Source organism: Wolbachia endosymbiont (group B) of Hofmannophila pseudospretella (assembly GCF_964028515.1).
GTDB lineage: Bacteria > Pseudomonadota > Alphaproteobacteria > Rickettsiales > Anaplasmataceae > Wolbachia.
The window spans coordinates 655,173-669,224 of sequence record NZ_OZ034788.1 but is presented as its reverse complement, the minus strand read 5'-3'; the positions used below and the strand labels follow the sequence as shown (position 1 = coordinate 669,224).

General features: G+C 34.1%; 8 protein-coding genes, 1 tRNA gene and 1 pseudogene. 8 read left to right on the top strand and 2 right to left on the bottom strand.

Going from position 1 to position 14,052, the window contains the following annotated elements; genetic code table 11:
• Window positions 1-104 precede the first annotated feature (104 nt).
• The 4 genes from ABWU24_RS03060 to ABWU24_RS03045 all read left to right on the top strand — a co-directional run bounded on the left by ABWU24_RS03060 (window position 105) and on the right by ABWU24_RS03045 (window position 4,785).
• A complete protein-coding gene (locus ABWU24_RS03060; RefSeq protein ID WP_341815513.1) occupies window positions 105-1,703 on the top strand; it encodes a hypothetical protein in 1,599 nt (532 codons plus the stop codon).
• A 291-nt stretch (window positions 1,704-1,994) separates the two neighbouring features.
• Window positions 1,995-3,170, top strand: coding sequence for a phage portal protein (locus ABWU24_RS03055; RefSeq protein ID WP_341815512.1), 1,176 nt, complete (start codon window positions 1,995-1,997; stop codon window positions 3,168-3,170).
• Between the two features lie 52 nt (window positions 3,171-3,222).
• Window positions 3,223-4,125 (top strand): ankyrin repeat domain-containing protein, encoded by a 903-nt coding sequence (locus tag ABWU24_RS03050; protein ID WP_353274414.1) that lies wholly within the window; start codon window positions 3,223-3,225, stop codon window positions 4,123-4,125.
• Between the two features lie 114 nt (window positions 4,126-4,239).
• Window positions 4,240-4,785, top strand: a complete 546-nt coding sequence (locus ABWU24_RS03045; protein WP_015587941.1) for an ankyrin repeat domain-containing protein — start codon at window positions 4,240-4,242, stop codon at window positions 4,783-4,785.
• Window positions 4,786-4,827: 42 nt separating this feature from the next.
• Here ABWU24_RS03045 and ABWU24_RS03040 read toward each other — a convergent pair.
• Together ABWU24_RS03040 and murJ are read right to left on the bottom strand one after the other, a co-directional pair.
• Window positions 4,828-7,357: pseudogene (locus ABWU24_RS03040) on the bottom strand (AsmA-like C-terminal region-containing protein).
• A 383-nt stretch (window positions 7,358-7,740) separates the two neighbouring features.
• Window positions 7,741-9,237 carry a murein biosynthesis integral membrane protein MurJ gene (gene murJ / locus ABWU24_RS03035; protein ID WP_015587938.1) on the bottom strand — a complete coding sequence of 499 codons (1,497 nt, stop codon included), beginning with the start codon at window positions 9,235-9,237 and terminating at the stop codon, window positions 7,741-7,743.
• A gap of 131 nt (window positions 9,238-9,368) precedes the next feature.
• On the opposite strand from murJ, the gene ABWU24_RS03030 reads away from it, so the two are divergent.
• From ABWU24_RS03030 to ABWU24_RS03015, 4 genes are all read left to right on the top strand, one after another.
• A tRNA-His gene (locus ABWU24_RS03030) sits at window positions 9,369-9,444 on the top strand.
• Between the two features lie 147 nt (window positions 9,445-9,591).
• Window positions 9,592-10,152: a hypothetical protein gene (locus tag ABWU24_RS03025; protein WP_341815509.1), complete on the top strand. Its 561-nt coding sequence runs from the start codon at window positions 9,592-9,594 to the stop codon at window positions 10,150-10,152.
• 89 nt (window positions 10,153-10,241) lie between these two features.
• Window positions 10,242-12,179, top strand: a complete 1,938-nt coding sequence (mnmG, locus tag ABWU24_RS03020) for a tRNA uridine-5-carboxymethylaminomethyl(34) synthesis enzyme MnmG (protein WP_341815508.1) — start codon at window positions 10,242-10,244, stop codon at window positions 12,177-12,179.
• 8 nt (window positions 12,180-12,187) lie between these two features.
• Entirely contained in the window at window positions 12,188-13,975 is a 1,788-nt protein-coding gene (locus ABWU24_RS03015; RefSeq protein ID WP_341815507.1) for an aminopeptidase P family protein, read from the top strand.
• The last annotated feature ends 77 nt before the right edge of the window (window positions 13,976-14,052 follow it).

Sequence of the window (14,052 nt, the reverse complement as noted above, 5' to 3'; positions counted from 1 at the left end):
AATAAAGAATTTGACATATATTGCTAGATACGCTAATATTTTTAATAAATACTTAATATTCATGTTAAATTAAAATATTTTAGTTAATTTTGTAGGGGAATTTTATGTTAGGTACAACACAAGAAAATCAAAATGAATTGAGTCAGTTTAATCAAGAACAATGGGATCAATTCGTAAAAGACTTGATTAAAAAGGAAAAGGAAGATTTAGAAGTAGTAAAAGAACAATCTAAGAAAAATAAAAAGGAAAATATAGAAACTCTGGAAAAACATTTCCATGATAGAACAATTCAGCCTATAAGCGAGTTCAAGAAAGTAGGAGAGAAAGAAGCAGGCTGCAGCTCAGGATTTCAAGCAGAGCATGAGTATAGTAACAATGAAGGTGATAAGGCACATTTCATGATTAAGTCTGTTCTAAATCATACGCTTACAAAAGAGGAAGAACAGTCTAAGTTAGCACAATTCAAAGAATCTTTTTACAAAGGATCAAGAAAAGCTACAAAATTGCAAAATCCTTATTTGCCAGATTTTGTAATAAACAATCTTATTGATCAATTATGGCAGCAAGTAGAAAGCAATATATGTCATGATGACCTCAATATTGCTGATTTTATCAGGGAATATGTTGCTGGTGGTTTATATAAGCTGTTTTTATATGACAGAGCTCCAATTGTTGAATTGGTAACAAATAACGATTTGCCAAAGGAAAGATTTGCTAATCGTAATGATCAATTTAAAGAGCACATTGAGAAAGAGAAATACCAGGATAAGCTTTATCTGAGATCAAAGTTTTTGGACAAATTTACAACATTAATGGATCTTCAGGAAAAAGGCAAAAATTACCAAGATGCAAAAGGTTTTGAGAAAATACTGGCTGCTCAAATATTGCTTGGAGAAGTTGACATTACACAATCAGAAAATTTTGGTGTAATAGAAAAGGAGTATGAAAATGCAAAGGGTAAAAAAGTAAAAGAAAAACTCTGGGCAAAAATTGATCATGGTAGATCATTTTATTTGAGCTTTAGTGGCACCAAAAGTTATTTACAAAACTTTTGTGCCTTTCTGATCATATTGAGAGGCTATGGCATAAAAATAGATCTAGAAAAGCTATCAAAAGAGTTAAGAGATTTTATTGACTATTATGATAAGAACAAAGAAAAGCTCGAAGTTTTAATAGATAGAAAGGCAAGCACTTTAAATCATATATTGAATCCTAATATGCAGTTTAACCTTAGGTATATTAATGGATCTAAATTTAATATTAGGAATTTTAAGTGCATGAACGGGGAATTTAAAGGCCAGAAGATGTTTTCTCTTTCAATTCTTGATAACGATTCTCCAAGTACTAGTTTTAGTGATTACTTTAAGCAAAACTTAGAAACCCAGGTTAAAATGGCAAGAAATCTTACTGGTCCATTGAAAGATCTTGCTGGACCATGGAAAAATTTCGATAGAATTGAAAAGATTTATAGTTACGTAATCAAACCTTCATTCTATCTATTTGTTCCAACGTTAATAGCCGCTATATTTACAAGTGGAACTTTAGGCACAGCTTTTACTGTAGCTGCAGCAGTTACAGGGATGTGCATGCTTGTTGGAATAGTGACAAACATTTGTCTTAATGTTTATGCAATGAGTAGCTGCAATAGCAAAATTAACGATCCAAAAATTGAGGGATTGCAAGAAAAGTCTCAGCTTTGTTAACAGCTTATGCCTCCTTTGGATGACGCTAATTTCTTTATGACGGTGTCATCCAAGTAGCCCCTATTTGTCATTCGAGTAGCTGGCACTAGGATCCAGCTTTTCATACAATCTAGTCAAAGGTGTTCGTTCTGGTATAAAACAGCTATGCTCACCAATTAAGTGCGCTATCTACAATTACATTCTTGGATCCCAGTGTCAAGCACTGGGATGACATCATTCTTGTAACACTAATTGATATAATTCAACTACAATTTCAATCTTTTAACACATTCGATTTTTCAGGAGGCACATATGAATTTTAACATTTTTCAAAGAAAGAAAAGTAGTGAATACTCTGCTTTGCAACTAATGATGGAACCAAGTTGGAGTAGGCGCGATTATGCAAGTTTTGCTGAGGAAGGCTACATAAAAAATGTCATTGCCTTTCGAGCAATTAATATGATCGCAAGTGCTGCATCTTCGGTACCTTTTACTCTCTACCAGCTTACTGATCAGGGAAAGTCACAACTAAAAACACATCCTTTACTAAAATTACTTTATTCTCCTAATCCAATGACATCAAAATCGGAATTTATTGAAGGGATTGTGACTTATCGATTAGTTAATGGCAATTCTTATGTATTGATGATTGAGGTGCAGCACAAACCAACAGAGCTTTATCTTCTGCGCCCTGATAGAGTTGAAATTATTCCAGGAAGAAATAACGTTCCTTATGCCTATCGTTATACCGTAAATAACAACAGTTATGACTTTAGAGTTGATAAATTAACCGGGCGTTCAACAGTACTGCATCTTAAAACCTTTAACCCTTTGAATGATTGGTATGGACTTTCACCAATTGAGGCAGCTGCATATAGTATAGATCAGCATAATCAGGCTGGTGCTTGGAATCAGGCAATGCTGCAAAATGGAGCAAGACCAAGTGGTGCAATAGTTGTAAAATCAGAAAAGGATGGAAGTGGTGGAAACTTAAGTCAAGAGCAGTACCAACGCTTAAAAGGACAGATAAATGATCATTACTCAGGTCCTGTCAATGCTGGAAGACCTATATTGCTTGAAGGGGGTCTAGAGTGGAAGGAAATGAGCTTATCACCGAGGGATATGGATTTTATTGAGTCAAAACATAGCTCAGCTCGTGATATTGCGCTAGCTTTTGGCGTTCCGCCGCAGTTGCTTGGCATACCAGGTGATAACACTTACAGTAATTTAGTTGAAGCACGTCTTTCCCTTTGGGAACAGACAGTCTTACCGACTCTAGAAAATATTATTTGTCACTTAAATTCTTGGCTAGTGCTCAAGTTTGGCAAAGATTTATGTTTGTCATATGATAAAGACGCGATAGAAATTCTAATGGAAAAAAGGCAAAAGATGTGGAAATACGTGGAAAACGCAAGCTTCATGACGCTCAATGAAAAAAGAGAAGCTTTTGGCTTGCAACCGTTACCCGGTGGTGATAAGCTGGGTTGATATTATTCTTTTTACATATTAAATTAATTACAATGAAATTGTGGAGTAAATTATGAATGAGAGGGAACAAAGAGAATTGGATGAATTATTAATGAATTCTTCTAAAGGAGAGAATATACAGCAGATTACGGAGTTGATAGAAGCTGGAGCCAATATTAATGCAGTGAAAATTGAGCAAAAGGAGACTCCTTTACATATTGCAATTAGGTATGGTCATAAGGAAGTAGCAGAATTTCTGCTTAATGAAGGGGCAAATATTAATGCCTTAGAAAGGCGAAAGTGGACTCCTTTACATTTTGCACTTAAGTATAATCGGGAGGAATTAGTAAGGTTGCTGCTTGATAGAGGAGCAAATGTTAATTCAGTAGACAAGAAAGGAAGGACCCCTTTATCTATTGTAGCTAGTGATGATTACCAAATAGGGTATTGCGATAAACCGATGTTAGTAAGAACTATAATTGCATATGCTGTGGTACATAGTGGTATCACAACGAAACCAGAGTGTATTGTCAAAAATATTGAATTGTCCAAATTTTGGGATGATTATCAGAATGAGATGATGAACATCAAGCTTAATAACAGCAATATATCATTATATCAGTTTCTGCGAGAGAATGATGAGAATAAATTAGCAGGTTATTTGTCTGATAGAGAATATGATGAAATAAGGTATTCTGACAAATTGGAATGTATATCAGAATTTCCTGAACACGCTGATAAGATAGTAAGCCAATTTGATAAGTCATTGGCCAGAAGGGATTTGTTAGATAAAAGTAGAGCAGCTATAGAGAATTCTAATTTGCAGGTGTTATGTCAAGTTTTTAACGAAATAACTTATCACTTAACAGATAAAGAGTTAAAGAACATTATAGAGGCATTTCCAAGTCAGAATTTGGATAATCCAAGTGCTGAACAACTGCAGGGAGCTAGCCAGGTTAGGCATAGGTTCAGTTGATCTACGTGTATTATGAAAAAGGAAACTTTTACCGTTACCAGGTGTTGATGCGTTGAATTGATATTTATATAGTGTAGATATTTATACTAAGCTGTAATAAAATGGGGGTATTTTATGTATCAAGAACAAGAAAATTCAGTAAGTAATTATCGATTTAATCTTCCTCATATGGAATTATCGTTGAGAGGCAAACAAGATGCTAATCCAACAGACAATGATGGTCTTGTCCCTTTACATTATGCTGCTTACGGAAATCGCTTAGAGGAAATGAAATTATTGCTTAAAAACGGAGCAAATGTTAATGCAGTGGACAATTATGGTTTTACTCCTTTACATTATGCTGCTTGCGGAAATTGTAAAGAGGAGGTGGAATTATTGCTTAAAAACGGAGCAGATATTGATGTAAGAAATCGTTTCGGTGCTACTCCTCTATATTTAGCTGTTCAGGGAGGCCATAAGAATGTGGTAAAATTATTGCTTAAAAACGGAGCAAATGTTAATATAGTAGATAATTCTAGCAAGACTGTTTTACATTTATCTGTTTTCAAAGGCTACACAGAGATAACGAGGTTATTGCTTGGAGATATAGAGAGTCCAAGTACAAGCTGCAGTGACATAAGAATTGAAGAGTTGCAAGTAATTAGTCAGTCTTATTGTTAATAAAACACAAATGAACTTGAGGTAGATGAAGCTTACTGCCTCCTAAATTGTATCTGAATAGATATAAAAGAGTTGACTATTTTTCTTGCCAATTAAAAGTGGTAAAGATTTGATCTACGTCAAAACTCATCTTAGGACTCCAAATAGGGCCATCTAAGTGTGCCTCGATATAAAGAGGGCTGTTATGGTTTGGTAGTATGAAAAAAAGTCTGAATATAGAATTTAAGGAGAAGTTAGATAAGATTAAATTAGAAGAGATAGAACCTGATGCTTGATCGATACTAAACTGTGAACTAGTTGAACATATACCATTTTTGATACTTACTTTTCCATTAATATTTTCAAAAAGCGTACTGCCATTATATATATCAACGTAAGCAAGCTTGGAAATTTCAGGTTTATTCTTACTGCTTAACAACTTAGTGATGAATGAATTAAAATCCACATTTGTAAACTCTATTTTCTGTGCTTGAAAGTTTACATTTCCTGATAAGTTACTAGCCCAATCATTAAAGCTTGTCCCTTGAGTTTTGATTTCACCACTTAAGCTTATCTTACCATTTATGTTATTAACTCCTATAACTTCCTTGGTGTCCAAATTTGCAATAGAAAATTTTGTGTGAATTGAGCCTGCTTTTAGATAACCCTGAAAAAACATTTGTCCATGTTCTAGTATGTAACTTATCTGTTTGATGGTGATAGTGTTGTTTCTTATCACTGTATCCAAGTTAAAATCTTTTAAGACGTTTTGCCCAATTTTAAATTCTGTAGTTTTGATTTGCACGTTTGCATCAAAATCTCCTTTCTCATCTAAAAAATTAAGCTGCTTTGTTGACCATTGAATTTGATTTATTTCATTTTTTGAGTTTCTTTTTACCTCTAATAGTTTTGGTAATTTAAAGATATTTCCATTAAATTTATTACCTGTAAGGTTTACGTCTAATAAAGGCTTAGTGTATTTTTGATCCACTAATATTTTTACACTACCGGTAATGTCGAAATCTTCTCCGAATAACTTTATTTTGTCTGCAACTAGCTTGTTCTCTTGTATTTTTAATGAAAAATCCAAATCTTCAATTTTTGTACCATTGAATATAGAATCTTTAACACTAGTTCTTATATTTACATCATACTTAAGGTTTTTCAGCCATTGCACTTTGCTGAATAATGAATAATCATATTTATCTATATTAATGTTATGTATGCTAAATTTGCTATCGATCATATTGTGTTTTTTTGTGTGATTTACCTTAATTGATCCTTGCCAAGATTCTTTGTTATTTAGCAATCTGATATCTGAAAGAGATAATATTCTAGGTGCTAAATATAGTTTAGAACTTGCTGTAAATTGACTTTTCTCTCTTTCTTGCATCTTGATAGAAGGTAAAATATGTGAGATGAACGACTCACCCTTTATCAATATATCACCATTAAATTCAGACAAGTTGCCATTGTTTGAAACTTTTCCTGATAAGCGAGATATATTATTGGTTCCAGGAAATTGAAGAAGAGTATCAACTTTTATTTCGCCATTAGCAAATTTTAGCGTAGCATGAAATTTGTCCAATATCCTGTTTTGATATTGAATATTTGAAGCTTCCATATTAAAATCCAAGCTCAGGTTCTTTGGCACAACCTCTCTAAAAGATTCTAAAAGACCCTTCATATCTGTTGTTTTGTGTGAGCCGTTTTTTAGGTCGACTTTACTAAAACTAATATTGATATTAGTATGATCACTTTTTCTATCATTTTGTATTATACCAGTGCCTTGCATGCTTTTGGACTCAATTTTTAAATCAGTTGCCGTAAACTCGCTTTCATTGAGATTGATATTGGATGATATCTCAATATTTTCGCTGGGAATCACATAAGAAAGGAAGCTAAGATTAATGATTTTTGCCAAGTCGCTCATAGAATCAGAATTATTATTAATCGTCAATACTAAATTGCCCTTGAGCTCTTCTTGATTTCTATTACCTTTAAATAGCAAATTTGCAAAATTTGAATCAACACTAATGTGTACATTATTTTTTGTTACATTAACCTTTCCAGAAAAATCGTAATTGTTGTCACCAATCTGTACTTCACCAAAAAACTGCTTATTTTTTTTTATAGCAACTTCCTTGATGTTAATAGTATCGGCGCCAAAACTTATTTGGCTGTCCTTTATTAATATATCAACTGTATTATCATTGGCTTTCGTATTCATAATATTAAGTAAATTTTCTTTGTTGCTTTTCATGCCCAAAAATGAGATTGACTTTGGTTGCAATGAAAATGAAAACAACGATAATAGCGATGGCCTTATTTCAATTTTTTTTGCACTAATTAAATCTGATAATTTTTGCTCCTTGTTTTTGTTGTATTGTACATATACATTGTGAATAGTAAGTTTTGGAGTAATGAGCGAAACTTCAATTTTTCCTCCAACATGTACTTTAGCATCATACGTCTTCTCTAACTCTTTTACGATATATTCTCTGTAGCCACTCCAATCCTTAAAAGTTGCAGCAACGTGCATGAGAATTAATAGAAACAAGATTGATGATATGGCGTATAAAGAAAGTTTCATAATAGACCTCTCATTCCAGCATCCCTTCTCTTCTTGTCACCCCAGTGCTTGACACTGGGATCCAGGAAATTTGATTAGACATTAAGTTAATTAGCAAAAAAGTAGCTATTCTTATGTTAAAACATAGCATTTTTACATGAGAAGCTGGTCTGATGAGCACTGGGTTCCTAGTGGAAATTGCTCTCAAACCACAACACTCATACAGTTGTGTGTGTGACACTGTGATCCAGTGTGACTTAAATAAGGTTTTCCAGATTATATAATCAACAAAATTTCTGGATCCCAGTGCTTGACACTGGGATGACAGGAATAGGTTATGGGATGAAAGGAGTGGATATTGGAATAGTAGCTGAAATGACATATAGCAATACAAAGGGTGTAATTTATACATATTTCAAATTATTCAAATTTCCTCTAAAAATTAGGTAAAGAGTGCTAGAATAAATAATAACACTCAAAGCTATTAAAGTTACTAAATAAACAATACGAGCTAGCCCTCTATCGAAAAACAACCCTGCTGATAAGTAATTAGAGAGATAAAGAACTATTGACATAACCAATGTTGCAGTGAGTATTTTTACAATATTTAGTAATAATGCTTGGCTAATCTTATACATCTTATTTACTGTTAAATAATTAATCAATAAAATAGAATTTATCCAAGTGGAAATGGAAGTAGCAATAGCAATTCCTATATGTTGGTATTTGTTCATTAATAGGAGATTTAGTATTACATTAATTCCAAGGCACGTTAATGAGAACATAGTTGGTATTTTTAGCTTTCCCCTAGCAAAGAATGTGGGTAGCAATACTTTATTTATAATAAATGCGGGTAAAGAAAGAGAAAATGCTACTAATGTAGGAATAGTTTGCTGCACTGCATAATAATCAAATCGGCCGTAAGAAAAAAGCGTAAGTAAAATTATGTCAGGAATAATGATAAAAGCAGCAGTTATTGGCATAATTAATATTAACCCTATATTAAGGGCCTTGTTCTGTATTTTGACTATATTCTCAGTATCATTTATTCGTTTTGAAATCAGAGGAAGAAGTACTGTACCAATTGCAGTGCCAATTACTCCTTGCGGTAGTTGATTTAGTCTATCGGCATAATATATATAAGAAACTGCATTTGGTATAAAACTCGCCATGATTGTGTCGATCCATAAGCTTATTTGAGTTACACAGTTGTTGATAATTGCAGGTATTACACGCTTGAAAAACAACTTCACTTCGTTACTTAATTCTAAACTAAAAGAAAAGAAAGCCTTTAATTTGTATGCACTAAATATTATTAAAAGTAGCTGCAAAATCCCTCCAATCAGGACGGCTATAGAAAGGTTATGAGCCGGTGTTTCAATGTAAGGTAAAAATAAACTGATTATTAAACAGAGGTTCAAAATGATTGGTGAAATAGCTGTTGAAGCAAAATGCTGTTTTACTTGCAACATTCCACCAATAAGTGATGCGATTGACACGAAGATTATGTAGGGCATCATAATTTTCGACAAAGTTACAGTAAAGGTAAATTTATTTTGGTCAAATCCAGGAGTGAAGATTTTGATCATGTAAGGGAAGAAGGTTTGTGTGATAAGGCAAAAAATTACTAGAATAATAAACGTAATGGATATTACACTACTTGCGAAATTAAATGCCTTTTTATTATCATATGACTCTGCAGAGTATAATGGTATGAATGAGGTAGTAAATGCTCCCTCTGCAAAAAACGATCGAAATAAATTAGCAAAGCGAAACGAGGAAAAGAATATATCTGCAAGAGAGGTTGCACCAATAACCGTAGCAATCAATACATCTCTTATTAGCCCTGAGATTCTTGAAATAGCCGTAAAAAAACTAAATGTGAAAATACTTTTAAACATATCACGGTGTCAATACGATTGAGTATAATGATAAAAGCATAAATGAAAATATTTAAAACCCTCTGCAAAAGGAGGTAGCTTAAATAATCAATTGACTATTTGTGCTCGTATGTTAAAAATCTTATATCTTGGCGGGCGTAGCTCAGTTGGTAGAGCGTCAGTTTGTGGTACTGAATGTCGCCAGTTCAATCCTGGTCGCTCGCCCCACTAAAAATTTCCACTTTACATAAATATAAACATTAGATATTTTTGCACAGCCGTTAGCATTCCTTGTTGCTCTAGTATTTAGATGGCGGAGGGGAAGTTTGCGATTTAGAGTAAAAATGATGCCTATTAATTAGTGAGAGGGATTGTATGTATATTTGTTTGTTAGCTTATAGTATAGTGTCAGCACTAGGAGTATTAGCTTGGTGGTTAAGTCTTGACACTTCATCACCTTTAGCCATAGGTGGAATTGCTGGTTGTATAGCTCCAGCATTGATTGCGGTTTTTCACGTAGGATATTTATTATATAAGTTTTGCAAAAGAGATCCTGTTGGGGAAAAGCATGAAAAAGCAGCAAATTTTTTGAGTTTGATGGTATCTACAAGCTCTTCAATTGGAGTTATACTTGCTGGAAGCATAGCTGCTATTTTTCCTAATCCAAGAATAGGATTTACATTAATAAATGGAATGATAGGGCTGATAGCACCGATTTTAGGGCTTTTTCCAACTGTAGCTATAATGTATTGTGCAGATAAAACAGCAATTACACCTGCAGTAAGTGCAATTTCGATTACAGATTCTACATATGTCAAAGTATCTCACGAAGAAGAAGTAGATGAATGTATTACCTTTCCGGAAGAAGAAGTTAATAAAAGTATCATCTTTCCCAAAGTTGAAAAAGTTTTTTCTGCGAGAGAGACGGCAGTTTGAGCTAAGTTAGTGTGCAATGTTGTAATCTGTAAAATTTGACATCAATCACTGATAGTTGGAATATTATAGAGTAGGAATTACTCAAGAAGATGCATAAGTACGACGTAGTGGTAGTAGGTGGCGGTCATGCCGGGTGTGAAGCAGCTACAGCTGCAGCTCGCCTTGGTGCGAACACACTACTTATAACTCACAAAATTTCAACTATAGGAGAGATGTCTTGTAATCCAGCAATTGGAGGAGTTGCAAAGGGTGTTGTAGTTAGAGAAGTAGACGCCCTTGATGGAATAATGGGGAGAGCTATCGACCGAGCAAGCATACACTCGGTCGTTTTAAATGGCAGCAGAGGCGCAGCGGTATGGGGCCCACGTGCACAGGCAGACCGAAAATTATACAAAAAAGCAATACAGGAAATTATTCTAAATTATAACAACTTGACAGTAAAAGAAGAGTCAGTTGACGATTTTCTTATCGAAAGTGATAGCAATGGAGAATCTTATGTAAAAGCTGTAATAACAGACTCAGGTGAACGTATACTGACAAGCAGAGTTGTTTTGACTACAGGGACTTTTTTACGTGGTGTGATTCATATAGGAGAGCAAACAACTCCTTCTGGAAGAATGGGAGATAAACCTGCAATAGAGCTTGCAAACACGCTAAAGAAGTATGATTTTAAACTGGGCAGATTACGTACCGGAACTCCACCGAGGCTTGATCGTGGCACTATAAACTGGTCAGTATTACAAGAACAAGTGGGTGACAATCCACCTACACCATTTTCTTATCTTACAGAAAAAATTAACCAGCCTCAGGTTTCATGTTTTATTACTCATACTAATGAACATACACACAGAGTAATTCGAGAGAATCTTCACAGATCAGCTTCTTCATATTTAGATAACGTTATTGCACCAAGATACTGCCCATCAATTGAAACTAAAGTTAAAAAATTTGCAGAAAAAAATAATCACCAAATATTTCTAGAACCAGAAGGGATTGATGATAACACTATATATCCAAATGGAATTTCAAATTCATTGCCCATCGAAGTGCAGTATGAAATGATAAAGAGTATAAAAGGGCTTGAAAATGCAGAAATATTAAGACCTGGATATGCAGTTGAATACGATTATATCGATCCACGAGAGCTATTTCATACTCTCGAAACTAAGAAAGTTAAAGGACTATATTTTGCTGGTCAAATTAATGGTACCACTGGATATGAAGAAGCAGCCGGTCAGGGAATTATTGCCGGAATCAATGCAGCACTCTCTTTATCTCAAAAAAGTTTTGTTCTTCATCGTACGGATTCATATATCGGTGTAATGATAGACGACTTGGTCACTAAGGGAATTGCTGAGCCTTACAGATTATTCACCTCGCGTGCAGAATATAGACTGGCAATCAGGTCAGATAATGCAGATAGAAGATTAACACAAAAAGGTTATGATATTTTCCTTGTATCGCATGAGAGATACTCTATTTTGCAGAATAAACTTAAGTCTATTAAGCAACTTGAGGAGAAATTGGAGAGCCTAACAATTACTCCTGAGCAGCTCAGGTTCTATGGTGTTAAAATATCTTATGATGGAATAAGAAAAACAGCATTAGATTTACTCGGTTATCCAAATATCGATTGGAATAAATTACGAGAAATATGGCCGGAGTTAAACAATGTTATGTGTTGGAATGACAAAACGGAATGCTGGAATGACATCACGATGGTCAGCACAGCTAAAAATGAAATATGTGAAGCAGTTGCAATTGAAGCAAAATATAAGCCTTATCTAGTAAGACAAGAAGCAGATATGAGGTTTTTACAAGAGGAAGTTAGCACTCAAATTCCAACTAATTTCAACTACTCACAGATTAAAGGTTTGTCCACTGAAGTGGTAGAGAAGTTGCAAGCAATAAAGCCAGCAACAATTGGTATTGCTAAGCAAATACAAGGCATAACTCCAGCAGCGATAGTTAGCATATTAGTGTACCTTAGGAATAAAAAAACGAAAATAGCTGCTAATTCTGCATAAGGTACTCCATGTCAAAAATCGAAGAATTTCGCTCTTTTATGCACGAAATAAATGTTGATGCATTTATGTTGCATACTAAAGACGAGTATTTAAATGAATATTCAAAAGAGTTAACGGAGTTATGTGGCTTCACAGGAACAAATGGGCTACTTATTGTTACAAAAACTAACAGTTGCCCATTTTTTACAGATGGACGCTATATTACACAAGCTCGCAGTCAGCTCGATCAAAACAATTTTCAAGTATATAATATACAAGAAGAGGATCCACACAGGTGGGTAAAAGCAAACTTAACATTGACTACCTCACTGGGTTATTATTCAAGATATTTTACTGTAAAAGAGATAAGGAAATATGAAAGCATTTGTAAACTAGTGCCGTACTTAATTGAAAAAGAAGGTAGTCATAAAACACAAACAATAGTCTCGCATACATCTGGTGAGAGTAGTAAGAGTAAATGCGAAAGAGTTGCTAAAAGCATAGAAGCTGAAGCAGTACTTCTGACTGATCCAAATTCAATTTCATGGCTGCTAAATTTAAGAAATGAAAGTGCTGAATATACTCCCTGTATATGGGGTCGTGCTATATTATACAAAAGTGGTAATGTTGATTTGTTTGTTCAAGATAAACAACATTCAACCATACAAGCGGATTTAGATAATAATGTTAGTATTTTTGATATTTGTGAATTGGAAAGCTCTCTGTGTAAGCTAAATTCAATGATGATAGATCCAAGCACAACTCCAATGAGCATTATGAATGCAATAGATCCCTTGTATAACCATTATTTAAATGAAAAATCAGCTTCGGTGTCATTCCAGTACTTGACCAGAAATAAAAAAGCATGGATCCCGGTGTCAAGCACTGGAATGACAATAGGTAATGAAAAAGGTCTAATAGAAAATAAGCAGATAATTGAGAAAGAAGATCCTTGTTTGATTCATAAAGCAATAAAAAATCAAATTGAAATAACTGGAGCTATAAGTGCGCACATCAAAGATGGAGTAGCAGTTACAAATTTTCTATATCGGCTTATTGGCAATGAAATTACTGAGCTCGAAGCTGAAGCAAAGATTTTAGAATATAGAAGAAAGCAGGATTTGTTTAAGCAACCGAGTTTTCCAACGATTTCCGCATTTAATGAAAATGGAGCAATTATTCATTATCGTGCAAGCAGTAAGACAAATAAAGCTATTAAAAAAGATGGACTATATTTGATCGATTCTGGTGGTCAGTATCTTGATGGTACAACTGACGTTACAAGAACTATAGCAATTGGCAATCCAACCAATGAGCAACGAGCTCACTACACAATAGTACTAAAAGCTCACATTGCGATAGCAAGTTCGGTCTTTCCCCCTGGCACTACTGGTGGAGAATTGGACATATTAGCGCGTATACATTTATGGAAATTTGGAATGGATTACATGCACGGTACAGGGCATGGAGTGGGGAGTTACCTTTCGGTACATGAAGGACCGCAAGCAATATCAAAGGGAAATAAAGTGGAACTCATGCCAGGTATGATACTTTCTAACGAACCTGGCTATTACATTCCAGGAAAATATGGAATAAGAATTGAGAATCTGATGTATGTTGAAAAGCAAGAAAACGGCTTCTTAAACTTTAAACAACTGACTTCCATTCCATATGATAAAAAGCTAATAGATGTGCAAATGCTTACTGAAGATGAAGTTAAATGGATAAATAGCTATCACCAATTTGTTTATAAAAATATAGAAAATGGCATAAAAGACAAGGAATGGTTAAAGAGAGTATGTGAAGCTTTAAAATAGTTAATTTGTCATTTAATCAAGTATTAATATAGTTGTTCTTGTATTGTTTTTAATTAAAAACAATATATAATATTAGT

Coding starts and splice junctions, on each gene's coding strand:
- ABWU24_RS03060 (WP_341815513.1), top strand. CDS start 105: ATGTTAGGTACAACACAAGAAAATCAAAATGAATTGAGTCAGTTTAAT.
- ABWU24_RS03055 (WP_341815512.1), top strand. CDS start 1,995: ATGAATTTTAACATTTTTCAAAGAAAGAAAAGTAGTGAATACTCTGCT.
- ABWU24_RS03050 (WP_353274414.1), top strand. CDS start 3,223: ATGAATGAGAGGGAACAAAGAGAATTGGATGAATTATTAATGAATTCT.
- ABWU24_RS03045 (WP_015587941.1), top strand. CDS start 4,240: ATGTATCAAGAACAAGAAAATTCAGTAAGTAATTATCGATTTAATCTT.
- murJ (WP_015587938.1), bottom strand. CDS start 9,237: ATGTTTAAAAGTATTTTCACATTTAGTTTTTTTACGGCTATTTCAAGA.
- ABWU24_RS03025 (WP_341815509.1), top strand. CDS start 9,592: ATGTATATTTGTTTGTTAGCTTATAGTATAGTGTCAGCACTAGGAGTA.
- mnmG (WP_341815508.1), top strand. CDS start 10,242: ATGCATAAGTACGACGTAGTGGTAGTAGGTGGCGGTCATGCCGGGTGT.
- ABWU24_RS03015 (WP_341815507.1), top strand. CDS start 12,188: ATGTCAAAAATCGAAGAATTTCGCTCTTTTATGCACGAAATAAATGTT.